The organism is Dinoroseobacter sp. S375, assembly GCF_049800775.1.
Lineage (GTDB): Bacteria > Pseudomonadota > Alphaproteobacteria > Rhodobacterales > Rhodobacteraceae > Dinoroseobacter.
Genome location: NZ_JBNAFR010000002.1, coordinates 89,738 through 111,757 on the forward strand (window position 1 = coordinate 89,738; position 22,020 = coordinate 111,757).

Consider the following 22,020-nt stretch of genomic DNA (forward strand, 5'->3'; position numbering starts at 1 on the left):
GATGTGCACGGTATGCGGATGCGACGGCGATGGGGCCAAGATCGAGGCGGGCGGGCACAGCCATGCCCATGGACAGGATCACCACCATCATCACCACCACCACGGTCACGACATCCATTTCGGCGAGGGCCCTGCCGGGGTGGAAGTGCCGGGAATGAGCCAGGAGCGGCTGATCGAGATCGAAACCAGCATCCTGTCCAAGAACGATGCCTATGCAGACCGGAACCGCGCGAAGCTCGCCGAGCTGAGCACGCTGGCGCTGAACCTTGTCTCGTCGCCTGGTTCGGGCAAGACGACGCTGCTTTGCAAGACGATCCAGGCGCTGGGCGATCAGCCGCTGGCGGTGATCGAGGGCGACCAGCAGACGAGTGCGGATGCAGACCGGATCCGCGAGACCGGTGCCCGGGCGGTGCAGGTCAATACGGGCAAGGGCTGTCATCTGGACGGGCATATGGTGGGCCATGCGCTGGCGCATCTGGCGCTCGACCCGGGTGCGATGCTGTTCATCGAAAATGTCGGCAACCTTGTCTGCCCGGCGGCGTTCGATCTGGGCGAGGACGCCAAGGTCGCGATCCTGTCGGTGACCGAGGGTGAGGACAAGCCTCTGAAATACCCGGATATGTTCACGGCCTCCAGGCTCGCGATCCTGAACAAGATCGACCTCGCCCCCTATTGCGATATCGATCTCGACCTGATCGAGACGAACCTGCGCCGGGTGAACCCGGAGATCGAGATCCTGCGCGTCTCGGCCCGCACGGGCGAGGGCATGGACGAGTGGATCGCCTGGCTGCACCGCGCGCTGGCCGCCAAGACCGCGACCGCGGCGGCGGCGGAATGACCAAGGCACCGCCCCTGCCAGCGGTGCTGCTCGTCGATGACGAGGCGCATTCGCTGACCTCCATGCGGATGGCGCTGGAGGATGAGTTCGAGATCTTCACCGCGCCCGACGCGGAGACGGCCTGGGACATCCTCGAGCGTGAGTGGATCCAGGTGATCTTCTGCGACCAGCGGATGCCCGGGAAGACGGGGGTCGAGCTTCTGTCGGATGTGCGCGAGCGCTGGCCTGAAACCGTGCGGATCATCATCACCGGCTATACGGATGGCGAATCCATGGTCGCGGCGATCAATGAGGCGGGGATCTATCAGTTCGTCCCCAAGCCCTGGCATCCCGACCAACTTTTGATGGTGGCCCGGAATGCTGCCGAACTTTTTTCTCTGAGCCGTGACAATGAGCGGATGAGCCTTGAGATGCGCTATCTCGGGACCACGGCACAGACCAAGCTGGACAAACAGCGCGCCGCTCTGCGCGAGGGGATGGGGTTCGAGACCATCCTCCGCGCGACCAACTCCCCGACCAATGAAACCGTGGCCCAGGCGCGGCAATTCGCGAGTTTCGATGTGCCCGTGCTGCTGACGGGCGAGGTGGGAACAGGCAAGACCGATCTGGCGCGGGCGATGCATTACGCCTCCCTGCGGGCGGATCGCCCCTTCTACGCGTTCAACTGCGCGGGCCTGCCGGATGCGTTTCTGGAGGCCGAGCTTTTTGGCGCAAGGCGCGGCGCGCTGGAGCATTCCAACGCCAACAAGATCGGGCTTTTGCGCAAGGCCGATCAGGCAACGCTCTATCTCGGCGGGATCGACACGCTCAGCCCGGAATTCCAGCTCAGGCTGACCCGGGTGCTGAGCGAGGGCGCGTTCCAGCCCGTGGGCGCGACGGAGGTGCAGACCACCAACGTGCGGCTTCTGGCCGGGACCCACAAGGATCTGCGCGCGATGATGGCCGAGGGCCGGTTCCGGAGCGATCTGTTCTACCTGCTGGCCTCGACCGAGCTGACCATGCCGCCCCTGCGGGCGCGGCCCGGGGACATCTCGATCCTTGCGACCCATATGCTGTTCGAAGCGGCCAGCCAGCATGGCAAGAAGGTCCGCGGCTTCACCGATGGCGCGCTGTCGTTCCTGGAAAACTACGACTGGCCCGGGAACCTGCGCGAGCTGGAAAACGAGGTCACGCGGATGCTGATCTTTGCTCAGGAGGATGTGCTGGGGGCCGAGCTGATCTCGCGCCATATCCTGCAGACCGCTCCGGGCGAGGGGTCGGATGACCGGATGGCGGATCCCGCGGCGATGACCGACGGCTCGCTCAAGGACCGGGTCGAGTTGATCGAGATGCGCATCCTACGCGAGACGCTCACGCGGTTGAAATGGAACAAGAGCCGGGCGGCGGCGGAGCTGGGGCTGAGCCGTGTCGGCTTGCGCGCCAAGCTCGACCGCTACGGCATCACGCCCGCGCCGGAGACCACCGCGCGCGAGCTGGACTGAGGAGGAAACCCAATGTGTCTAGGAATTCCGGGCCAGATAACGGCCATCACCGACCCCGAGCGCCTGATGGCGCAGGTCGATGTGTCGGGCGTGAAGCGCGAGGTCAATGTGGCCTGCGTCGCGGGCAACCGACCGCTGGAGGAGCTGATCGGGACCTGGGCACTGATCCATGTGGGCTTCGCCATGAGCGCGATTGACGCCGACGAGGCCGCCAAGACGCTGGAGGCCTTGCGCGAACTGGGTGAGGCCCAGGAAGAGATCGAGGCCATGCAGGCCTCCAATGCCATGCTCGCCGGGGAGGGTGCGCGATGAAATATGTTCAGGAATTCCGGGATCCCAAGGCGGCCAAGGGCGTGCTCGCAGCAATTGAAAAGGTCTGCGACGAGATCGGTGCGACCGCCGAGAAACCCGTCCACATCATGGAGATCTGCGGCGGGCACACCCACGCGATCTTTCGCTACGGGCTCGACAAGCTGACCCCGCCGGGGATCGAGTTCATCCACGGGCCGGGCTGCCCGGTCTGCGTGCTGCCCATGAGCCGGGTCGATGAATGTGTCGAGCTGGCCGAGCGTCCGGAGGTGATCTTCACGACCTTCGGCGATGCCATGCGCGTGCCGGGCACGCGCAAGTCGCTGCTGCAGGCCAAGGCCGATGGGGCGGATATCCGTATGGTCTATTCCCCGCTCGACGCGCTGGAACTGGCGCGCCGCAACCCGGATCGGGAAGTGGTGTTCTTTGGCCTCGGGTTTGAGACCACGACGCCCTCAACAGCGCTGAGCATTCAGGCCGCGGCGCGCGAGGGGCTCACGAATTTCAGCGTGTTCTGCAATCACATCACCGTGCCGCCCCCGATCAAGGCGCTGCTCGATGATCCGCACATGGTGCTCGACGGGTTTGTCGGGCCGGGCCATGTGAGCATGGTGATCGGGATCCATCCTTATGATTTCATCGCCGAGGAGTATGGCAAACCGCTGGTGGTGGCCGGGTTCGAGCCGCTGGATCTGTTGCAATCGGTGCTCATGGTGCTGGGGCAGATCCGCGACGGGCGCGCCGAGATCGAGAACCAGTATGCCCGCGTGGTGCCCGAACATGGCAACCCGGTGAGCCTTGCGGCGATTGCCGATGTCTACGAGCCGCGCCCGACGTTCGAGTGGCGCGGGTTGGGCGAGATCGATGCGAGCGGGCTGCGGATCCGCGCGGCCTATGCGGCGTTTGACGCGGAGGAGAAGTTCGAGATCGGCTATGGCGCCGAGCGCCGCGTGGTCGAAGAGATCGAGGGCTGCGAATGCGGGGCGGTGATGACCGGGCGGATGAAGCCCGTGCAATGTCCGCAATTCGGCAGGGGCTGCACGCCGGAGATGCCTTTGGGCGCGCTGATGGTTAGCTCGGAAGGGGCCTGTGCGGCCTATTACCAGTATGGCGGGGCCCGGGCGCTGGACCCTGTGGCGGCGGAGTAGGGGGCTCTGCCCCCGCGCGCGATGCGCGCTCCCCCGGAGTATTTGACGAACAATGAGAAGGTGGGCGCGATGACGGCCAAGAGCTTGCGCGACACGGCGGTGACCCTGTCCCATGGGGGCGGTGGCAAGGCGATGCGGGATCTGATCGAGGTGGTGTTCACCTCGGTCTTCGAGCCCGACGGGATGGAGGATCAGGCCCGCTTGACCGCCGATGCGCTGGCCGAGCCCGGCGCGCAGCTGGCCTTCACCACGGACAGTTTCGTGGTCGACCCGGTGGAGTTTCCCGGCGGAGATATCGGCAAGATCGCGGTCTGCGGGACGGTGAATGATCTGGCCGTGGGCGGGGCGCGGCCGCTGTGGCTTTCGGCGGCGTTCATCCTCGAAGAGGGGGTGGAGATCGCGCTGGTGCAGCGGGTGGTTGCCTCCATGGCGCGGGAGGCGGCGGCAGCCGGGGTGCGCATCGTGACCGGCGATACCAAGGTGGTTGGGCGCGGCTCGGCGGACAAGATTTTCGTGACCACCTCGGGGATCGGGGTCATCCCGCCGGGACGGGATCTGGCGGCGGGGCATGTGCGCCCCGGGGATGTGGCTATCGTGAACGGCGTGCTGGGCGACCATGGCGCGACGATCCTCGCGGCGCGCGGAGATATGGCGCTGAGTTCGGAGATTTCCTCGGATTGCCAGTCGCTCAACGGGTTGATGGAGGCGGTTCTGGCCGCCGCGCCCCATGCGCGGGCCGCACGGGACGCGACGCGGGGCGGTCTGGCCTCGGCGCTCAACGAGATCGCCGAAGCGGCGGGCGTGGGCGTCGTGTTGGAGGAGACGGCGATCCCCATGCGCGACGAGGTGCGCGGCACTTGCGAGATCCTCGGGCTCGATCCGCTCTATCTCGCCAATGAGGGCACGCTGGTCGTCTTTGTCCCCGAGGCGGAGGCGGCCGCCGCACTGGCCGCCATGCAAGCCACCGAGGCCGGGCGCGCGGCCTGCATCGTCGGGCGCGCGGTGGCCGAGCATCCGGGGCGCGTGGTCATGACGACCCTGTTCGGCGGCACGCGGATCGTCGATATGCTTGTGGGCGAGCAGTTGCCGCGCATCTGCTGATCAGCGTTCCGAAACCGGCGCGCGATAGACATAGGCGGTGTATTCATAAAGGTCGTAATCCGCGCGCAGGATCACCCGCCGCCCGGCCAGCCCGTAGAGCCAGCGCAACAGCGCGTCGCTTTCCACGTGGAAGAGGTCGTCGCGCTGCCAGTCGACGACGGCGGACATAACGTTGAGGGCCATGCCGACGCGGGTCATGCCCCACATGGCGGTGGTGGTGGCGCGCAGGAAGGCCCACATTTCCTCATGACTGAGGCTGTCCTTGACGGTGAAGAGCCCGTTGGCGACCACATAGTCAAAGGACCCCGGCGCGGGGTCGCGCAGGATGTCGTAGCGCTGGAACTGCGCGGGGTTATGTTTGGCCTGCGCGGCGGTGATCGCGCTGTCGGAGATGTCGAGGCCGAGATAGCGCCGGGGTGGCTGGCCGGCTGCGGTCAGGTGATCGAGAAACGCGCCCGTGCCGCAGGCCAGATCGCAGAGGTCCTGCATCCCGCCCTCCGGGGCCAGCGCGCGCATCACCTGGAACCGGGTCTGCCGGTCGGCCTCGTTCGGCCAGCCTGCGCCCTGGGCGGTATCGCCATGATCCGCGAGGCGGGTGTCGTAGTAGCGCTGCAGCGACTCGGGGCTGTGATCCATCATCAGGGGGCCTCCTCGGGCGGGGGCAGCGCGGCGCGTTCGGCGCGTAGTGCGTCATGGGGTTCCGTCGACAGGGCATGGAGCAGCGAGACCCGCGTGCCCGCATAGGGTTCGAGAAAGGCCAACCCAAGCCCCTGGGCCCGGAACGCGGCGGGGCTGTAGAGGTCGCGTCCGCCGGGCAAGTTCACATAGGTGGTCGCCTCCACCGCCCTGGCCGCGGCCATCACCCGGTCCTGACCGCGCAGATCCGCGGGCAATGCGAGGGTCGAGCTGCGCAGGAAGGGCGTCTCGATCCCCAGCATGGTGCAGGCGCGCCGGAGCTGTCCCTCCAGATAGGTGGTCACGCCTTGCGCGAACGGGGCCGCGAGCGTCTCTGCCATCTCGGCCGAGAGCCAGGGCAGGGCGGCGCAGCGCTCGGCCCAGAGCGTGGGGGCGTCGTCAGCGAAGGCGAGGTCCGCGATGCGGGTGTCCCGCGGCTGGCGCGCCAGCGGCAGGGTGAGCCAGCCCCCGTCCGGCAGGGGGGCGCGGTGGATCCGCCCGCGCCGGGGAAACTGAACGCAGTCGAAGAGCACGAAGAGGTCAACCGACGCGATCAGGTGGAAATAGAGCGGGTAGGGGTAGAGATAGGGCTGCATCACCGCGACCCGCATCAGGACCCGCCCGCCTCGGCGGCGGCGCGTGCGGCGCGCCGGGCCAGGGCCTCGGCCCGCCGGTCCTCGAAGATCCCGTGGGCGGTTCGGACGCTGCCGGCCTCGGTCATCGCGGCGAGGTCTTCGGGCGTGTAGAACTGCCGGTCGAACTCCGCACGCAGCCCGCCCGCCCGGTAGATCTCGAGCCAGCGCCGCCAGTGCCAGGCGATGTTGCCGCTATGGGCGTCGTCATACCGGTCGAAGACATGGGCGATGTTCTGCACCTTGCGCTCGAACCGCGCATAGGTGGTGAAGGGCAGATGGGCCACCACGATATCCTGCCCCCGGGCCCGGCGCAGCAGGCTTTCATCCGCAGTGGCCACCTGATGCATGCCCAGCCCATAGCTTTGCACGGTTTCGGGGCGCACCATCAGCTTGGGTCCGATCCGGTGGGTGACCCAGCGCAGGTCGGGATCCTCGGCCATGGCCTGACGCGACAGCGGGGTGCGCGCCACCAGCAGAGGAAGATCGCGCAGCCCTGCATCCGTGCTGAGCGGGTCCAGCGCCACGGGCCCCAAAGGCAAGGCCGCGTTAAACCGTTCGACCACGACCACGTCATGGTTTTCCAGCGCGCGGGTCTGGCGCAGATCGCCACTGCGCGGCAGCCAGAATTCATCCGGATCGGTGACCATCAGCCAGTCCGACCCGTCCCGCGCGACGACCGGACCAAAGACCGGCCCGTCCAGCTGCAGCGCCTCGGACAGGATCTGCGTGCGGGGGATCGGGTGGACCTGGTCATGGGCGGCGCAGAGATCCGCGATGACCTGCGCGGTACCATCGGTGGAACCGTCATCCATGATGTTCACCGAATACACGCCCCCCCGCAGCAATTGCCGCACGGCGAGCGCGAGGACATCGGCTTCGTCCTTGACCCAGATGACGACACTGATTTTCATGGATTGCGCGCAGCCCCAGTTTTCCGACGCCAATGGTCGGGCCTTGCGTGATCATACGGCCCAACCCAGGTTACTCAAGCCGCGCGGGGCACGTGATCTGTTTGCAATATCGGTGGGTTTCGAGGCAGGTTACGTCATACGTCCCACGCGCGCCCATTTCGGCGCCCGTCCGTCGGACAGATCAACGGAGTGCCATGACCTCGGATCTGCGCAAAGTCTGCGACCCGCTCCTGCCGACCGCGCAGGAGATCATGGGCTATCTCGACGTGCCGGACCGCAATCGCTGGTACGCCAATCGCGGCGAGCTGGTGCAGCGGCTCGAGACGCGGCTGTCCAAGGCGCTGGGCGCGGATCGGGATGTGGTGACCACCGCCGCCTCGGGCACGGCCGCGCTGGAGGCGTCGATCATGGCAACCGCCGGGCGCGCCACGGCGGAGAAGCCTCTGGCCCTGCTGCCGTCCTACACCTTTGCAGCCACGGCCCTTGCCGCCGAGCGGTGCGGCTACACCCCCTATTTCGTCGATGTCGACCCCCAGAGCTGGGCGCTCGACCCCGCAGCGCTGGCCGACCATCCAGCCCTGGCGCAGGCGGGTGTTGTGCTGGTGGTGGCCCCTTACGGGCGCCTGCCGGATCTGACCGCGTTCGAGGCGTTTCGGGATCAGTCCGGGGTGCCGGTCGTGGTCGATGCGGCGGCGGCGTTCGAGGCCGTGCTGAGCACCCCTTTCGCCCGATCCTCGTCCCTGCCGATCTGCCTGAGCTTTCACGCGACCAAGACCTTTTCCACCGGCGAGGGCGGGGCCGTGGTCTGGGATACCCAGCCCGGGCGGGAGCTGATCTCGCAAGCGACGAATTTCGGATTTCTGAACTCGCGCGAATGCCGGATGTCGGGCTTCAACGGAAAGATGAGCGAGTATCACGCTGCTGTCGGCCATGCGATGCTCGACATGTATGGGCGGCGCGCGGCGGCCTATGCAGAGGTGTCGCGCGGCTACCGCGTGGCCTTTGACGCGCGCGATGTGCCCGGGCGGCTCTTTGTGTCGCCTGAGGTGAGCTCGGCCTATGCCCTGCTGGAGGCCGAGGATCGCGCCAGTGCCGAGCATCTGCATGCGGTTCTGTCCGGGGCCAGTTTCGGCTGGCGGCGCTGGTACGAGCACGGGCTGCACAACATGGCCCATTTCGCCGCCTGCCCGCGCGATCCGCTGCCGGTGACGGAGGATCTGGGCCTGCGCCTCTTTGGTCTGCCCATGGCGCCGGATCTTGCGCCATCGCTGATCGCGGATGTCGCGACGTGTGTGGCGCCCGTATCGCCGCCGATTTCGCGGTCCGCGGGGTGAGGATGCGGCCCGATCCGGTGCCCGAGGCGGTCTGGGCGCGGCTGGTCAAGCGCGCGCCGCCCCCCGAGGCGGCCAAGCCCATTTCGCTGATCGCGGCGATGCAGATCAAGACCGAGCTTTGCGCCCATCTGCCCGAGGATCAGGCCTTGTCCTGCTACGCAGAGCTGATGCGGGTCGAGACGGGGTTATCCCTGCGGCGGCTGCCGCTTGGCAGTCTGGGCGCAGCACTCGAAGAGACCGCCGAGGGGCTCACCATTGCCCATGACGGGCAGGGCGATCTGCACAACCGGGCACCGGTGATCTATGGCCCCGCCTCGGTGCCCGAGATCCGCAACCGCGCGCGGCGGATCCGGTCGGGATGGCTCCGGGAGGTGACGATTTTCGCACGCTCCGCCATGGTGCTGCACCAGGGGCGGCTGCTCTTTGACGCGCAGGAGGACGAGGCCAGCGCCCTGCCGGTCGAGATGGCGTTCGATCCGGTGATTTTCCGGCGCTGCGGACCGGGTGAGGTGATGTTTCTCGAGGATGACGCGGCGGAGCGGGCGCACCGGATCCCGGAGGCGCTGTCGCTCTTGGGCATCAACACGGTGTCCTTCGGCCATTGGATGATGGAGCAACTTCCGCAGTTTCTCGCCGCCCGTGCCCGGCTCGGGGATCGGCTCGCCCCCGGGGCGGGCCCCCTGCCAGTCCTGATCGACCAGCACATGCCGCGCCAGCATCGGCAATCCCTGCGCTTTTTCGCCGGGGACGGGGCCATCGAACTGGTCGAGATCCCGCGCGGGCACCGGGTCCATGTGGACCGGCTCTATGCGGTGCAGAACTGGTTCTACGCACCGCACCTGCTGACCACGGATCAGGGGCTCGACATTGCCGCGATCCACCCGACAATCGAGGCCCTGACGGTGCTGTGCCGCGCGGGCAGCGCCGAGATCGCCGCGCGCTTTGACGCCGCGCCGCCCGCCCTGCCCGCAGGTCTCGGGCAGAGCCGTCGGCTCTTCTGGGCGCGCAAGCCCGAGCGTCACCGGGCCATCGACAACTGGGAGGAGGTGGCGGGCTGGCTCACCGCACGCGGCTATGTCACCTGTTTTCCCGAAGAGCTCAGTTTCGCCGAACAGATGGCCGCGATCCATGGCGCGGACCGGATCGTGGTGCAGAACGGGTCGGGCTCTCTGGGGCTGCTTCTGGCTGCGGCGGGGACGCGGCTTTTGTATCTCAGCCACCCGGACATGTCGCGGCTGGCCATGCAGATCGAGGCCCATGCCCAGACCGGGGTCGAAATGCGGGTTCTGGCCGGAGCGTTTTCGAAACGGACCGATCGCTGGGTGGACCAGTCGAATTACTGGATCGCGGCCGCGGATTTCGACACGGCACTGGGGTGGCTGGACGGCCCCGCCGAGGAGGGTGGATCATGACGCAGACGGATATCGTTCTGTTCGGTGCTGGCGACATGGCGGCGGTCGTGGCCGTGTATATCCGGGCCGAGGCACCCGATCTGAACATCGTTGGCTATACGCTGGACGACGCCTATTGCACGGCTGAGACCCATGACGGGCTACCGCTCGTGCCTTGGTCTCAGCTCGAGGCGCATTTTCCGCCCGACAAGGTGCAGCTGCTCGGCCCGCTCACCTATCAGCGGATGAACACGATCCGCCGGGACCGTTACCTCGAAGGCAAGGCGCGGGGCTATGATTTCGCGCGCTTTCTGCATCCGGACTGCCACTATTACGGGGACAGCATCGGCGAGAACTGCGTGATCCTCGAGCGGAACATCATCCAGCCCTTCGCCAAGATCGGGAACAATTGCATCCTGTGGAGCGGCAATCACATCGGCCACCATGTCACCATCGGCGATCATGTCTTCATCTCGTCGCAGGTGGGCGTCGCGGGCTCCACGGTGATCGGGGACGAATGTCATCTGGCGGGGCAGGTAGCGGTGACCCACGGGCTCAGGATCGGGCGGGCGGCGGCCTTGCTGAATGCCGCGCTGGTCTCACAGGACGTGCCCGATGAGGGCGTTGTCGTCGGGCCCGCCCCCGAGACCAAACCCTTCAAGAGCAGCCGGATGCGCAGGTTGCTGTGAGCGGCCCCGGTGCAGATCGGTGGCAGCGGCGCGGGGTGATCCAGATGCCCCCCGAGCCGGGCGTGGCGGGCTGGCGCAGCCATGCGCAGAACCCCACGCCACTGATCTTTGACGACCGGCACTGGCGGCTTTACTACGCCGTCCGCGATCAGGAGAACCGGGCGCGCATACTCTGGGTCGATGTGGACCCGCTGGACGAGATGCGGGTGCTGGCGCGCGCGGACACCCCCATCCTGCCGCTCGGGGCGCCGGGCTGTTTCGACAGCGCCGGACAGGGGCCGAGCATGGCCCTGTGGCGGGATGGGCGCGTGCATCTCTATTACATGGGGATGCATCTGCGCCGGGATGTGCCCTATGGGCTGGCCATCGGTCTCGCCACGAGCCCGGACGGCGCAGAGTTCACACGACACAGCACGGGGCCGGTCCTGTCGGTTGGCCCGAAAGACCCCTATTTCGTCTCGCTGGCCCATATCCAGGCTGAGCCTGAGGGCTTTTCTGCCTGGTACATGAGCGCCACGGGCTGGACCGCGCGTCCGGATGGCCCGGCGGATGCGGATTACGGGCTGCGACGGGCGGTGTCGGAGGACGGGCTGCGCTGGACCCCTCACGATGTGATGGTCGCGCCGGGCATATCGGCCCTGCCCGAGGGCGGCGGGCTGGCACGCCCGTGGCGGGCGCGGATCGACGGCACCGAGCGGCTCTTTTTCTCCTACCGCGCGCGGAGTGCATTTCGCACGGACAGTGCCGCGGCCTATCGCATCCTGTCCCTGCCGCTCGACCCTGCGGGGGTGCCCGCGGGGCCAGCCGAGCCGCTGGTCTTTGCCAACCCGCCCGGCGCGGAGGATTGGGACGGGTTCATGCAGGCCTATCCCACGGTCCTGCCGCTGGGGCAGGGGCACGTGATGCTCTACAACGGCAATGGTTTCGGCCAGACCGGCTTCGGCTGGGCCACGCGCGGTCTCTAGCGCAGGGCCCGGCGGGTCTCAGGCAAGCTCGTCCACGAATCCCAGACGGGTCAGGGCGCGGGCCGCCGCCTGTGCCATCTCGGCCGTGCCTTCGAGGATCTCTTCGTTCAGGCCATGGACGAGATCGCTCAGGCGTTTTTGCGCGATCAGGTCCCGCAGAAACTCCCCGATATCGTCATCCCCAAGGGCCAGAATGTCAGTGGCCGCAGGCCGGATATCTTGTTGCATGTGACAGCACCTTTCCGAGAGAAAGCTTCTCCATTCCCCGGTCGGATTTTATCAGAGGCGCGCGTCTTGGGGCGAGTCAATTCAACCCGGACATGAGCGCCTGCGGCGCTCGGACCCACCCGGGCCGCCGGGATGCCTGCCAAAGCGACAAGCCTGCCGCAGAGTCCGACAAAGCCAGGGTCGCGTCCCGCAACATATCGCTTCCCTCCTCGCTGCGGGCGGGCAGGGCGGCGGCGGAAATCGCCTCGCCCATGGTGATCTCGAAGGGCTGGCGGGCCTTGTTCAGGGTCTCGTGAAACAGGGTGATGTCCCGCAACGTCGGATGGATCCGGTCAAAGAGGTAGAAGAGCGCCGAGTTGCGCGCGCGGATATAGACCGGGATGACAGGAACGTCGAATTTCCGGGCGATCATCGCCGCCGACGCCATCCAGGGACGCTCGAAGAGCCGCAACCCCCGCCGCTTGGCCAACCGCCCCGAGGGAAAGATCACGCCGAGCCGCCCGGCCTCGAGCGCGTTGCGGGTATAGGCCATGGTCTCGCGCGTTCTGGTCATGCTGCGCTTCTCGCGCCGCCATTCCACCGGCGCGATGAGCGCGGACATCTGCGGCAGCACCCGCAGGATGTCGGAATTGGCGAAGAAGAACAGGTCGGGCCGCATAGGCGCCAATACATGATGCAGGATGATCCCATCGGCGATCCCGGTCGGATGGTTCGCCACGACCAGCGCGGGCCCGTGCAGGGGCAGCGCCTCCAGCCCGCGGACCCGGACATCCCGCGCGAGCAGCCGGCCCATGGTCTCCATGATCTCGGCGGCGGGTTTCGGGGCGAGCCGGGTGCCGAGCGCCACGGTGCGCCGGTAACCGAGCATCCCGGTCAGCGCGCGCCGTGCCACGGCCGTGCCCGGACCGGTCCGGAACAACCAGGGCGCACGTTCGGCAATCAGGGGATCCAACCTGTCCTGCATGGGGGTGTTTGAGCAAAGCTTTGCAACAGGGCCGTGACGCTCGGGCCGGATCGGCGGCAAGCGGGGTCTGGTCTTGTCCGCGATCGGCGATACACTGTGGAGCGGGGAAGCTGAGAGGGTGTTATGCCGAACAAACGCATCTCCGCTGCGGCGGCAGCGGATCTGATTCGCGATGGGGATACCGTCACAACATCCGGGTTCGTCGGGATCGGCGTGCCCGAAGAGCTGCTGGCCGCGCTCGAGACGCGCTTTGCCGAGACCGCGACGCCGCGGGACCTGACGCTGCTCTTTGCGGCGGGGCAGGGCGATGGCAAGACGCGGGGCCTGAACCGTCTGGGGCAGGAGGGGCTGCTGTCGCGGGTCGTGGGCGGGCATTGGGGGCTGATCCCCAAGGTCGCGGCCCTCGCCACGGCGGGCAAGATTGCCGCCTATAACCTGCCGCAGGGCGTGATCAGCCATCTCTATCGTGACATCGCTGCGGGGCGGCCCGGCACCCTGACCCGCGTGGGCCTGGGCACTTTCGTGGATCCGCGCCTGCAGGGGGGCAAGATCAACGACGCCACGCCCGAGGACATCGTCTCGGTCATGGAGATCGGCGGCGAGGAGCATCTGTTTTACAAGGCGATGCCGATCCAAGTGGCCCTGTTGCGGGGGACGTCGGCGGATCCGGATGGCAACATCTCGATGGAGCGCGAGGCGCTGGTCATCGACAATCTGGCCCAGGCCATGGCGGCCAAGAATTCCGGCGGCGTGGTGATCGTGCAGGTCGAACAGATGGTGGCGCGCGGCGGGCTCAATGCGCGCGACGTGGTGATCCCCGGCGCGCTGGTGGATGCCGTTGTCGTCGCCCGGCCCGAGAACCACCACCAGACCTTTGCCACGCCCTATAGCCACGCCTTTTCTGGGCAGTTCCGGGTGGAGGCCGACGCCGCGCCTGAGATGCCCCTGACCGTGCGCAAGGTCATCGCCCGGCGCGCGGCTTTCGAGTTGCCGATCAACGGGGTGGTCAATCTCGGGATCGGGATGCCCGAAGGGGTGGCCGCCGTGGCCGGGGAAGAGCGGCTTCTGCCCCATCTCACGCTGACCGCCGAGCCGGGCGTGATCGGCGGGCAACCGGCTTCGGGGCTCGATTTCGGGGCGGCGATCAACACCGATGCGATCGTTCCGCAGGGTGCGCAGTTCGATTTCTATGATGGGGGCGGGCTCGACATCGCCGTGCTCGGCATGGCCGAGGTGGATCGGTCGGGCAATGTGAATGTCTCGCGTTTTGGCCCCAAGCTGGCCGGGGCGGGGGGCTTTATCAATATCAGTCAGAACGCCCGGGCCGTGGTATTTGCCGGAACGTTCACCTCCGTCGGGCTCGACATGGCCGTGAGCGATGCGGGGCTGGAGCTGCGCTCGGAGGGGCGGGTGGCCAAGTTCGTGGATGCGGTGGAGCAGGTGACCTTTTCCGGTCCGCTGGCCGCTGCCGCGCGCAAGCCCGTGCTCTATGTCACCGAGAGGGCGGTGTTCCGGCTGCGCGGGGATGGGCTGGAGCTGATCGAGATCGCGCCGGGCATGGATCTGGAGCGGGATATCCTCGCCCATATGGCCTTCCACCCCCATATCGCGCCGGATCTGGCGCAGATGGATGGGCGGATTTTCCATGAGGCGCCGATGGAGCTGCGCGTGGATCTGCTGCATCTGGATCTGGGGGATCGCATGGCGCTTTCGCCGGATCGCAAGCAGCTGTTCCTGAATTTCGAGAAGATGCGCGTGCGCGGGGCTGCCGATGTGGCGCGGGTGCGCGAGGGGGTCGAGGCGCTTTGCGCGCCGCTGGGCCACCGGGTCGATGTGATCGTGAATTACGATGGTGCGCGGATCGATGAGGACATTCAGGAGGCCTGGGTTGCCATGGTCCATGGGCTCGAGGACCGGTATTACGGGACTGTCACGCGCTATTCGGGATCGGCCTTCATGCGCATGAAGCTGGGCGATGCCTTTGCCCGCGAGGTCCGCCCCCATGTGTTCGAGACCGCGGCCGAGGCGCGGGCGTTTCTGTCCGGAGCGAATGCGGCGCTCTGATCCGGATCGCGGATGCTTTTTCGCTTGAGTTTCCGGCGGGTCCGCGCGAGGTCGGCAGGACCAGAGAAAGAGGCGGAACATGCGGTACAAGGCGGTGGTGTTTGATCTGGATGGCACGCTGGTCGACAGCGCGCCGGACATGCGGCGGGCGATCAACGGGATGCTCGAAGAGCGCGGGCGCCGGACGCTGAGCCTGCCCGAGGCGGTGAGCTTCGTCGGCTCGGGGGCACGGATCCTTGTGCAGCGCAGCCTGCGCGCAACCGGTGGGATCGCGGATGAGGAGGCCGGTTTGGCGCGGTTCCTCGAGCTCTACGAGACCGGGGTGGACCACGAGACGACGATCTATCCGGGCGTGATGGAGATGCTGAGCGATCTGCGCGCGGCAGGGCTGGCCCTGGCGCTGTGCACCAACAAGCCCGAGGGTCCGGCGCGGGTGCTTTGCGACCATCTGGGGCTGTTGCCGTTTTTTCCGGTGCTGGTCGGAGGGGATACCCTGCCCGTGCTGAAGCCGGATCCCGCGCCCCTGCACCACGCGATTGCTGGCCTGGGGGTGGCGCCTGAGGATGTGCTCTTTGTCGGGGATAGCAGTACGGACTATGCAACGGCGCAGGCTGCCGGGATCGATTTTGCCTTCGTGGAAGGCGGCTATCAAAGCCGCCCGATCCCGGATTTCGCGCCCACCTATCAGGTGACGCGCCCTGCGCTGGTGGGGCCGCTGGTCCTGAACGGTTGAGGTCGGGCGGGTCGGCGCGGTCCACATGTGGACCGCGCGGTCGCGCTCTGCTCAGGCGCTGATCTCTGCGGCGTCCGGGGTCAGGGTCACGGGCAGCCCCGTGGCAATGGAACGTTGGGCGGCAAGGCCCATCTCCACTGCGCGCCAGCCATCATAGGCGCTGACCTCCGGCGCATCGGCCTCGCCACGCACCAGTGCCAGGAACTTCTGGTGCTGGTAGAAGGTCGCGCCGTTATGGTCGCCTGCCTCGAGCAATTCCGGATCCACCGGGACCTCGAGCACTTCCGGGCGCTGGGGATTGCGCGGGCTCAACTCAAGCTGTGGCACCGGGGCGGGGCCGAGATCGGCGGGCCAGAACCGGCCGGGACCGGGCACACGGGCTTCGATCTTGCCTGCGGGGCCAACGGCACTCAGCTCCTCCTGGTAGCGCGCGCCTTCGGCATACATGCAAAGCTCCAGCATGGCGCGTGCACCGCTCTCGAATTCGCAGATCACATAGCCCGCGTCGAGGATGTCCGGGGATTGCCCGCCATAAGTCTCGCCCTGATGGTTCAGCACCGGGGCGGCGCTGGCCATGATGCGGCTCGGCTCGGATTTGAGCGCAAAGCGCATGAGGTCGAAGAAGTGGCAGCATTTCTCGACAAAGGTGCCGCCGGTGTAGCGGTTGAACCGGTTCCAATCGCCCACCTTTTGCAGGAAGGGAAAGCGGTGTTCGCGGAGTGAGAGCATCTGGACACCACCGGTCACCTCCTCGAGCCGATCGAGGAAGGCGGCAATGGGGGGCATGTAGCGATACTCCATCGCGACCCAGACCGGGGCGGGGTAGCGCGCGAAAAGGGCTTTGACCCGGGGCAGGTCCGCCGGATCCGTATAGAGCGGCTTTTCCACCAGCAGCGGCAGCGGACGGGTCGCGGCGATCTCGGCCACCTGCTCCATATGACGGAAATTGGGGCTGGCGATCACCAGCGCATCGAGCGCTGGCATCGCCAGCATCTCGCTCAGGCTCGATGCCCGCACCGCTCCGGGCGCCAGCGCAAGGGCGGCATCCGCCATCCCCTGATCCGGCTCGAACAGTGCCACCGCCTCTGCCCCTGGCAGCAGCGCGAGATTGCGCAGATGCTCTTGTCCCATCATCCCACAGCCGATCAGGCCGTACCGAATAACGTCACTCATGGATGTCTTCCGTCTTTGGGCCCGTCCCTTGGGCCGCTTCGTTCAGGCGTTGCACGTAATGCGCGCTGGTTCCGTCGAACCATGTGCGCGAGTATTCCACCGGCATGCCTGGCCCGCCCCAGGCGAACCGTTCCACATAGCCCGCGAGCGTGCCCGGCGCGGGCAGTGCTGCGGGCGTCCAGTCCGGGAAAGGCGCGAGCCGCACCCGGTCCTCGGCCCGGGTGATCGTCAGCCCGAGCCGCGTTGCGTAGCTGCGATAGAGCGATTCCGAGAGCGGACCTTCGTCCAGGCGCCCGGCTCCGGCATCGAGCCAAATCTCCTCGGCAGCGATAGGCCGATCATCGAGATAGCGTAGCCGCCGGAAGCGAGTCGCGTCAGGACTGCGGCCAAACTCCGGCAGGTCGCGCGGCTTGGCGAGAAACCCGCGATCGAGCATCTCGGCCCGGGGCAGCCCGCCCCCGCCCAGCCGCTCCAGCCGGAACATCGCATAAACCCCCGCCGCAGGCCCACCACGCCGCACATAGTTTCCAGACCCCTGGATCCGGTGCAGCAAACCCTGTTCCGTCAAATGCGCCAAGGCTTTGCGCAGGGTCCCGACGGAGGTCCCCATCTGCACCGCCAGGTCCCTCTCGGGCGGCAGACGCGCGCCCTCAGCCAGCCGCCCAGCCGTGATGTCGCGGATCAGAATCTCGCTGATCTGCATGTGTTTCGGGAGGGCGGCGAGGGCGGGCATCGGGGACCGGAATAAAATTGATACAGGATTGATCTATATCAAGGCGGATGCTACGCACAATCAAAATCGCACCTTCCGGAGACGCTTTCCATGACCGTCGTACCTGTCACCTCTGCCGATCTCGACGCTGCCGAGGTTTCCTGGTTCGCTGCCCTGTGTTCGGACGATTATCGCTATCTGGGCGTGCCGGAGGGCGATCTGCGCTCCTCCTGGGCCCATTGCAGCGAGATCGTGAAAACCGCGGAGCGGCTGGGCTTTCGCAACATCCTCTGCCCGTCCTCCTATCAGGTGGGTCAGGACACGCTGAGCTTCGTGGCGGGCTGCGCGCCGATCACCGAGAAGATCAACCTGCTGGCCGCCGTGCGTTGCGGCGAGATGCAGCCGATCATGCTCGCGCGGACCATCGCGACGCTGGATCACATGCTTCAGGGCCGTCTGACTGTGAACATCATCAGCTCGGATTTCCCGGGCCAGAAGGAGCCGAGCCCCTATCGCTATCAGCGCTCCCGCGAGGTGGTGGAGATCCTCAAGCAGGCCTGGACCCGGGACGAGATCAATCATGAGGGGGAGGTCTACAATTTCTCGGGCCTGACCACGGATCCGGCGCGCCCCTATCAAACCGGCGGGCCGCTGCTGTACTTTGGCGGCTACAGCCCCGATGCGCTCGATCTGTGCGCCGAGCATTGCGATGTCTACCTGATGTGGCCGGAGCCGAAGGAGAACATCAAGGGTCGGATGGAAGCCGTTCATGCCCGCGCCGCCGAGAAGGGCCGCACCCTCGATTACGGGCTGCGCGTCCATATGATCGTGCGCGACACCGAGGCGGAAGCCAAGGAATATGCCGAGCACATCACCTCGAAGCTCGACGACGAGTATGGCCGCGCGATCCGCGAGCGGGCGCTGGATTCGGGCTCGCTGGGCGTGTCCCATCAGGCCAAGAACCGCGATATCGCCGATGAATACGGCTATGTGGAGCCCCATCTCTGGACCGGGGTCGGGCGCGCGCGCTCGGGCTGCGGGGCCGCCCTTGTGGGCTCCGCCGATCAGGTCCTGTCGGAGATCGAAGAGTACAAGAAGATGGGCATCCGCGCCTTCATCTTCTCGGGCTACCCCCATCTGGAGGAGGCCGAGCATTTTGGCCGCCTCGTCCTGCCCGAGCTGAAAACCTGTTCCATGCCGGAGGCTTACGGGCGCGTCCCCGCCAGCCCCCCTGCCACACCCCTTGCCGCCGGAGAGCGCCGCTGATGGACCGCACCCAACTTACCGAAGATCTCAGCATGAGCCGCATCGTCTATGGCATGTGGCGTCTGGACGAGGATAGCGACACCTCGCCTGCCCATATTCAGGCCAAGATCGAAGCCTGCCTCGCGCAGGGCATCACCACGCTGGATCAGGCGGATATCTATGGCGGCTACGAGGCTGAGGAGCTGCTGGGCGCGGCGCTAAAGGCAGCCCCAAGTCTGCGCGAGAAATGCGAGATCGTCACGAAGTGCGATATCGTCGCGCCCGTGGGCCGCTATGCCAGCGCGCGCGTCAAGCATTACGACACATCGCGGGCGCATATCGAAGCCTCGGTCGCGCATTCCCTGCGGCTGATGAATATCGAGCAGATCGACTTGCTGCTGGTCCACCGTCCCGACCCGATGATGGATCACCGCGAGACCGGCGCGGCGCTGGACGGCCTTGTGGCCTCGGGCAAGGTGCGCGCCGTGGGCGTGTCGAACTTCAAGCTCCATGACTGGACGTTGCTGCAATCGGCGATGGAGACCCCGCTGGTCACCAACCAGATCGAGATCAGTCTGAGCACGAATGACGCTTTCACCAATGGCGATCTCGCCTTCCTGCAGGAACGTGGCGTGGCGCCCATGGCCTGGTCGCCCTTGGGGGGCGGATCGCTGATGACTGGCGACCACGCGGCGGGCACCGCGCTCGATCAGGTGGCGAACGCGCAGGGCGTGGATCGCGCGGCGGTTGCCGTGGCCTGGCTTCTGGCCCATCCGGCGGGAATTGTGCCCGTGATGGGGACGAACAAGCTTGACCGCATCGCGACCTTCTCCGATGCCTTGAAGGTGAAGATGGACCGCGAGACATGGTTTGCCCTCTATGAGGCGGCCAATGGGGCGGAGGTTCCCTGACATGGCCGATGGAGCAGCCCCGCATATGACCGACATGACCCGCCTTGCGCCCTTCACCCCCGGTCCCGAGACCGCCCGGGAGTTTCGCAACGCCATGGGGCGTTTCCCGACCGGGGTCACTGTCGTGACCGTGCAGGGGCCGAACGGGCCCATGGGGATCACTGCCAACAGCTTTTCCAGCGTGTCGATCGACCCGCCGCTTCTGATGTGGTGCCCGGCGAAGAAATCCAGCCGGTTTGACGCCTTTGCCGGGGCGGACCGCTTTGCCATCCACATTCTTGGTCAGGGCCAGATGGAGGTCGCGCGCGGCTTCGCGCAGCGGGCGGACGCCTTTGCGGGGCTGGAGCTTGATCCGTGCCCCCATGACGTGCCGCTGCTGGCCGATTGCCTGGCCCGGTTCGAATGCAAAACAGTGCAGACACATGATGCGGGCGATCATATGATCGTCGTCGGAGAGGTACTGGAAGCTGGCTATCGCGATGGCGAGGCGCTTGTCTTCAGCGAAGGCATGTTCGGCCGCTTCGTCGGTCACTAGGCCCTGGGGCCTGAAGGGGACGCGGAGACGGGGACGCCAAATGATCCCCGCCCGCCAATGGGAGGAGGACGCGCCATGAGCGCATTACTGGCGGTGCTTGCACCGTTCCGGATCGTGAATGAGGCCGTGTTCAAGCTCGGCCGCGGGATCGGGGTGATCTGCGTGGCCGCCATGGTGGTCGCGATCCTGATCCAGGTGTTTTTCCGCTATGTTCTGAACAATGCGCTCCCCTGGCCGGACGAGGCCGCGCGCTTCGCCATGCTGTGGATGACCGGGCTGATGGCACCCACGGCGTTCCGACGCGGCGGGTTCGTGGCGATCGACATGGTGGTGCGGATGTTGCCCCAGAAGGTCGGCGCGCTGCTCTCGCTGCTCTTGCTATTCGTGATGCTGCTGGTGCTGGTGATCTCGGTGCAGATCGGCTGGTCCGAGGTCACCGGGTTCGGTGGCAAATTCGCGACCGCCTCCCTCTATGTGCCGCTGGATCTCGGCTTCACCGAGTGGTTCCGGGTGCCGCGCAGCTGGATGATGGCGTCTTTGCTGGTGGGGATCATCATGATGATTTCCGCCAATATCGAGCTGATCCTGCGCGCTGTCATATCCTTGTTGGGGGGCGGTGACCAACTGCCGGCCATCCCCGGCGCAGAGATGGCGGGGGCCGAGTGAGATGCTGATCTGGTTCCTGCCTCTTTTCCTGCTCTTCCTGATGATCGGCCTGCCGGTGGTGTTCGGCCTGCTGGCCGCGCCCGGTCTGCTGCTCTGGCTCAACGGGCAGGAGCGCGACATCACGCTGCTCTATCGCAACGTCTATAACGGGATGGACAGTTTCCCGCTGATGGCGATCCCGTTCTTCATGCTCGCGGGCGAGCTGATGAACCGCGGCGGTATCACCATGCGACTGGTCGAGTTCGCCCAGGCGCTGATGGGCCATTTCCGGGGCGGTCTGGCCCATGTGAATATCCTGTCCTCCATGCTCTTTGCTGGGCTGTCGGGCTCGGCGGTGGCCGATACCTCGGCGCTGGGCTCCATGCTGATCCCGGCGATGGAAAAGCAGGGCTATAGCCGCCGCTTTGCCGCCGCGATCACGGCGGCCAGTTCGGTGATCGGGCCGATCATTCCGCCCTCCGGCATCATGATCATCTACGCCTATGTGATGGGCGAGAGCGTCGCGGCGCTGTTCCTGGCGGGCATCGTTCCGGGGATTCTGGTGGGCGTGGGCCTCATGCTCATGGTCAAGGTGATGGCGGACAAGTACGACTTCCCCATCGCCTCGGCCAAGACCACATGGGGCGAACGGGGCCAAGCGAGCCTCAAGGCCTTCTTCCCGCTGATGACGCCGGTGATCATTCTGGGCGGGATCCTCGTAGGCGTCTTCACCCCGACCGAGGCCGCCGCCGTGGCCGTGGCCTATGCGCTCTTTATCGGGTTCTTCGTGCTGCGTACACTCAAGGTGTCGGAGCTGCCGGATATTCTGGGCCGGGCGGGGATCACCTCGGCGGTGGTTCTGCTGCTGGTGGGGGCGGCGATGGCGTTCAAGACCGTGGTGAGCCTGAGCTACGCGCCGCAGATCATGGCCGATTTCATGCTCTCGCTGTCGAACAACCCGTTGATCCTGCTGCTGCTGATCAACCTGCTTCTGTTCGTGGTGGGCATGTTCCTCGATGCGGGGCCGGCGATCATCATCCTGGGGCCGATCCTTGGACCGATCTTCGTCGATCTGGGCGTCGACCCGATCCATTTCGCGATCATCATGAGCGTGAACCTGACCGTGGGGCTGGCAACGCCGCCCATGGGGCTTGTCCTCTTCGTGGCAAGCTCGGTCTCAGGCGAGCGGGTGGAACGGATCGCCAAGGCGATCCTGCCCTTCCTCGCGGTGGAGATCTTCGTGATCTTCCTAATCACCTATGTCCCCGCGATTTCCATGACCATTCCCCGCCTGACCGGCTTTGTCGAATGACGGCGCCGGAGAGACACACGA

23 protein-coding genes are annotated in these 22,020 nt (G+C 66.5%); 16 read left to right on the forward strand and 7 right to left on the reverse strand.

Annotated elements, in window-relative coordinates; genetic code table 11:
- Window position 1 precedes the first annotated feature (1 nt).
- The 5 genes from hypB to hypE all read left to right on the forward strand — a co-directional run bounded on the left by hypB (window position 2) and on the right by hypE (window position 4,877).
- Window positions 2-838: a hydrogenase nickel incorporation protein HypB gene (gene hypB / locus ACP150_RS05295; RefSeq protein WP_424965507.1), complete on the forward strand. Its 837-nt coding sequence runs from the start codon at window positions 2-4 to the stop codon at window positions 836-838.
- Entirely contained in the window at window positions 835-2,319 is a 1,485-nt protein-coding gene (locus tag ACP150_RS05300) for a sigma-54-dependent transcriptional regulator (RefSeq protein ID WP_424965508.1), read from the forward strand. The genes hypB and ACP150_RS05300 overlap by 4 nt, the downstream gene beginning before the upstream one ends.
- A gap of 12 nt (window positions 2,320-2,331) precedes the next feature.
- Entirely contained in the window at window positions 2,332-2,631 is a 300-nt protein-coding gene (locus tag ACP150_RS05305) for a HypC/HybG/HupF family hydrogenase formation chaperone (RefSeq protein WP_424965509.1), read from the forward strand.
- The gene (gene hypD, locus ACP150_RS05310; protein WP_424965510.1) at window positions 2,628-3,776 is read left to right on the forward strand and encodes a hydrogenase formation protein HypD; all 1,149 of its coding nucleotides are present in this window, start codon (window positions 2,628-2,630) and stop codon (window positions 3,774-3,776) included. Before ACP150_RS05305 ends, hypD begins: the two co-directional genes overlap by 4 nt.
- 69 nt (window positions 3,777-3,845) lie before the next feature.
- Complete coding sequence (gene hypE / locus ACP150_RS05315) at window positions 3,846-4,877, forward strand: hydrogenase expression/formation protein HypE (RefSeq protein ID WP_424965511.1); 1,032 nt, start codon at window positions 3,846-3,848, stop codon at window positions 4,875-4,877.
- Here hypE and ACP150_RS05320 read toward each other — a convergent pair whose 3' ends face one another.
- From ACP150_RS05320 to ACP150_RS05330, 3 genes are read right to left on the reverse strand one after another with little or no spacing between them, the layout of a single operon-like run.
- Window positions 4,878-5,516 (reverse strand): class I SAM-dependent methyltransferase, encoded by a 639-nt coding sequence (locus ACP150_RS05320; protein WP_424965513.1) that lies wholly within the window; start codon window positions 5,514-5,516, stop codon window positions 4,878-4,880.
- A complete protein-coding gene (locus ACP150_RS05325; protein WP_424965514.1) occupies window positions 5,516-6,163 on the reverse strand; it encodes a WbqC family protein in 648 nt (215 codons plus the stop codon). Before ACP150_RS05325 ends, ACP150_RS05320 begins: the two co-directional genes overlap by 1 nt.
- Window positions 6,163-7,098, reverse strand: coding sequence for a glycosyltransferase family 2 protein (locus ACP150_RS05330; protein WP_424965515.1), 936 nt, complete (start codon window positions 7,096-7,098; stop codon window positions 6,163-6,165). Before ACP150_RS05330 ends, ACP150_RS05325 begins: the two co-directional genes overlap by 1 nt.
- Window positions 7,099-7,292: 194 nt before the next feature.
- Here ACP150_RS05330 and ACP150_RS05335 point away from each other — a divergent pair, with 194 nt between their 5' ends.
- The 4 genes from ACP150_RS05335 to ACP150_RS05350 are packed head-to-tail and all read left to right on the forward strand — an operon-like array spanning window position 7,293 to window position 11,477.
- Window positions 7,293-8,432, forward strand: coding sequence for a DegT/DnrJ/EryC1/StrS family aminotransferase (locus ACP150_RS05335; protein WP_424965516.1), 1,140 nt, complete (start codon window positions 7,293-7,295; stop codon window positions 8,430-8,432).
- 2 nt (window positions 8,433-8,434) lie between these two features.
- The gene (locus ACP150_RS05340; protein WP_424965517.1) at window positions 8,435-9,844 is read left to right on the forward strand and encodes a glycosyltransferase family 61 protein; all 1,410 of its coding nucleotides are present in this window, start codon (window positions 8,435-8,437) and stop codon (window positions 9,842-9,844) included.
- A complete protein-coding gene (locus ACP150_RS05345) occupies window positions 9,841-10,512 on the forward strand; it encodes an acetyltransferase (protein WP_424965518.1) in 672 nt (223 codons plus the stop codon). Before ACP150_RS05340 ends, ACP150_RS05345 begins: the two co-directional genes overlap by 4 nt.
- Before the next feature lie 44 nt (window positions 10,513-10,556).
- On the forward strand, window positions 10,557-11,477 hold the full coding sequence (locus ACP150_RS05350) for a hypothetical protein (RefSeq protein ID WP_424965519.1): 921 nt from the start codon (window positions 10,557-10,559) through the stop codon (window positions 11,475-11,477).
- 18 nt (window positions 11,478-11,495) lie between these two features.
- On the opposite strand, the gene ACP150_RS05355 is transcribed toward ACP150_RS05350, so the two are convergent.
- Together ACP150_RS05355 and ACP150_RS05360 are read right to left on the reverse strand one after the other, a co-directional pair.
- Window positions 11,496-11,705, reverse strand: a complete 210-nt coding sequence (locus ACP150_RS05355; RefSeq protein WP_424965520.1) for a hypothetical protein — start codon at window positions 11,703-11,705, stop codon at window positions 11,496-11,498.
- A gap of 76 nt (window positions 11,706-11,781) precedes the next feature.
- Complete coding sequence (locus tag ACP150_RS05360; protein ID WP_424965521.1) at window positions 11,782-12,669, reverse strand: lysophospholipid acyltransferase family protein; 888 nt, start codon at window positions 12,667-12,669, stop codon at window positions 11,782-11,784.
- Window positions 12,670-12,792: 123 nt separating this feature from the next.
- Between ACP150_RS05360 and ACP150_RS05365 the strand changes: the two genes are divergently transcribed.
- Window positions 12,793-14,733 (forward strand): acyl CoA:acetate/3-ketoacid CoA transferase, encoded by a 1,941-nt coding sequence (locus ACP150_RS05365; RefSeq protein WP_424965522.1) that lies wholly within the window; start codon window positions 12,793-12,795, stop codon window positions 14,731-14,733.
- 79 nt (window positions 14,734-14,812) lie between these two features.
- Window positions 14,813-15,466, forward strand: coding sequence for a phosphoglycolate phosphatase (gene gph / locus ACP150_RS05370; protein ID WP_424965523.1), 654 nt, complete (start codon window positions 14,813-14,815; stop codon window positions 15,464-15,466).
- Between the two features lie 51 nt (window positions 15,467-15,517).
- On the opposite strand, the gene ACP150_RS05375 is transcribed toward gph, so the two are convergent.
- On the reverse strand, window positions 15,518-16,639 hold the full coding sequence (locus ACP150_RS05375; RefSeq protein WP_424965525.1) for a Gfo/Idh/MocA family protein: 1,122 nt from the start codon (window positions 16,637-16,639) through the stop codon (window positions 15,518-15,520).
- Window positions 16,632-17,372, reverse strand: coding sequence for a GntR family transcriptional regulator (locus tag ACP150_RS05380; protein ID WP_424965526.1), 741 nt, complete (start codon window positions 17,370-17,372; stop codon window positions 16,632-16,634). Before ACP150_RS05380 ends, ACP150_RS05375 begins: the two co-directional genes overlap by 8 nt.
- 90 nt (window positions 17,373-17,462) lie before the next feature.
- On the opposite strand from ACP150_RS05380, the gene ACP150_RS05385 reads away from it, so the two are divergent.
- From ACP150_RS05385 to ACP150_RS05405, 5 genes are all read left to right on the forward strand, one after another.
- Complete coding sequence (locus tag ACP150_RS05385) at window positions 17,463-18,617, forward strand: LLM class flavin-dependent oxidoreductase (protein ID WP_424965527.1); 1,155 nt, start codon at window positions 17,463-17,465, stop codon at window positions 18,615-18,617.
- Window positions 18,617-19,507 carry an aldo/keto reductase gene (locus ACP150_RS05390; RefSeq protein ID WP_424965528.1) on the forward strand — a complete coding sequence of 297 codons (891 nt, stop codon included), beginning with the start codon at window positions 18,617-18,619 and terminating at the stop codon, window positions 19,505-19,507. Before ACP150_RS05385 ends, ACP150_RS05390 begins: the two co-directional genes overlap by 1 nt.
- Window position 19,508: 1 nt before the next feature.
- On the forward strand, window positions 19,509-20,042 hold the full coding sequence (locus ACP150_RS05395; protein ID WP_424965530.1) for a flavin reductase family protein: 534 nt from the start codon (window positions 19,509-19,511) through the stop codon (window positions 20,040-20,042).
- A gap of 75 nt (window positions 20,043-20,117) precedes the next feature.
- Complete coding sequence (locus ACP150_RS05400) at window positions 20,118-20,708, forward strand: TRAP transporter small permease (protein ID WP_424965531.1); 591 nt, start codon at window positions 20,118-20,120, stop codon at window positions 20,706-20,708.
- Between the two features lies 1 nt (window position 20,709).
- Window positions 20,710-21,999, forward strand: coding sequence for a TRAP transporter large permease (locus ACP150_RS05405; RefSeq protein WP_424965533.1), 1,290 nt, complete (start codon window positions 20,710-20,712; stop codon window positions 21,997-21,999).
- Window positions 22,000-22,020: the final 21 nt, after the last annotated feature.

Excerpts from the sequence above, each read along its gene's own strand:
- hypB (WP_424965507.1), top strand. The coding sequence starts at position 2 with ATGTGCACGGTATGCGGATGCGACGGCGATGGGGCCAAGATCGAGGCG.
- ACP150_RS05300 (WP_424965508.1), top strand. The coding sequence starts at position 835 with ATGACCAAGGCACCGCCCCTGCCAGCGGTGCTGCTCGTCGATGACGAG.
- ACP150_RS05305 (WP_424965509.1), top strand. The coding sequence starts at position 2,332 with ATGTGTCTAGGAATTCCGGGCCAGATAACGGCCATCACCGACCCCGAG.
- hypD (WP_424965510.1), top strand. The coding sequence starts at position 2,628 with ATGAAATATGTTCAGGAATTCCGGGATCCCAAGGCGGCCAAGGGCGTG.
- hypE (WP_424965511.1), top strand. The coding sequence starts at position 3,846 with ATGACGGCCAAGAGCTTGCGCGACACGGCGGTGACCCTGTCCCATGGG.
- ACP150_RS05320 (WP_424965513.1), bottom strand. The coding sequence starts at position 5,516 with ATGATGGATCACAGCCCCGAGTCGCTGCAGCGCTACTACGACACCCGC.
- ACP150_RS05325 (WP_424965514.1), bottom strand. The coding sequence starts at position 6,163 with ATGCGGGTCGCGGTGATGCAGCCCTATCTCTACCCCTACCCGCTCTAT.
- ACP150_RS05330 (WP_424965515.1), bottom strand. The coding sequence starts at position 7,098 with ATGAAAATCAGTGTCGTCATCTGGGTCAAGGACGAAGCCGATGTCCTC.
- ACP150_RS05335 (WP_424965516.1), top strand. The coding sequence starts at position 7,293 with ATGACCTCGGATCTGCGCAAAGTCTGCGACCCGCTCCTGCCGACCGCG.
- ACP150_RS05340 (WP_424965517.1), top strand. The coding sequence starts at position 8,435 with ATGCGGCCCGATCCGGTGCCCGAGGCGGTCTGGGCGCGGCTGGTCAAG.
- ACP150_RS05345 (WP_424965518.1), top strand. The coding sequence starts at position 9,841 with ATGACGCAGACGGATATCGTTCTGTTCGGTGCTGGCGACATGGCGGCG.
- ACP150_RS05350 (WP_424965519.1), top strand. The coding sequence starts at position 10,557 with ATGCCCCCCGAGCCGGGCGTGGCGGGCTGGCGCAGCCATGCGCAGAAC.
- ACP150_RS05355 (WP_424965520.1), bottom strand. The coding sequence starts at position 11,705 with ATGCAACAAGATATCCGGCCTGCGGCCACTGACATTCTGGCCCTTGGG.
- ACP150_RS05360 (WP_424965521.1), bottom strand. The coding sequence starts at position 12,669 with ATGCAGGACAGGTTGGATCCCCTGATTGCCGAACGTGCGCCCTGGTTG.
- ACP150_RS05365 (WP_424965522.1), top strand. The coding sequence starts at position 12,793 with ATGCCGAACAAACGCATCTCCGCTGCGGCGGCAGCGGATCTGATTCGC.
- gph (WP_424965523.1), top strand. The coding sequence starts at position 14,813 with ATGCGGTACAAGGCGGTGGTGTTTGATCTGGATGGCACGCTGGTCGAC.
- ACP150_RS05375 (WP_424965525.1), bottom strand. The coding sequence starts at position 16,639 with ATGAGTGACGTTATTCGGTACGGCCTGATCGGCTGTGGGATGATGGGA.
- ACP150_RS05380 (WP_424965526.1), bottom strand. The coding sequence starts at position 17,372 with ATGCCCGCCCTCGCCGCCCTCCCGAAACACATGCAGATCAGCGAGATT.
- ACP150_RS05385 (WP_424965527.1), top strand. The coding sequence starts at position 17,463 with ATGACCGTCGTACCTGTCACCTCTGCCGATCTCGACGCTGCCGAGGTT.
- ACP150_RS05390 (WP_424965528.1), top strand. The coding sequence starts at position 18,617 with ATGGACCGCACCCAACTTACCGAAGATCTCAGCATGAGCCGCATCGTC.
- ACP150_RS05395 (WP_424965530.1), top strand. The coding sequence starts at position 19,509 with ATGGCCGATGGAGCAGCCCCGCATATGACCGACATGACCCGCCTTGCG.
- ACP150_RS05400 (WP_424965531.1), top strand. The coding sequence starts at position 20,118 with ATGAGCGCATTACTGGCGGTGCTTGCACCGTTCCGGATCGTGAATGAG.
- ACP150_RS05405 (WP_424965533.1), top strand. The coding sequence starts at position 20,710 with ATGCTGATCTGGTTCCTGCCTCTTTTCCTGCTCTTCCTGATGATCGGC.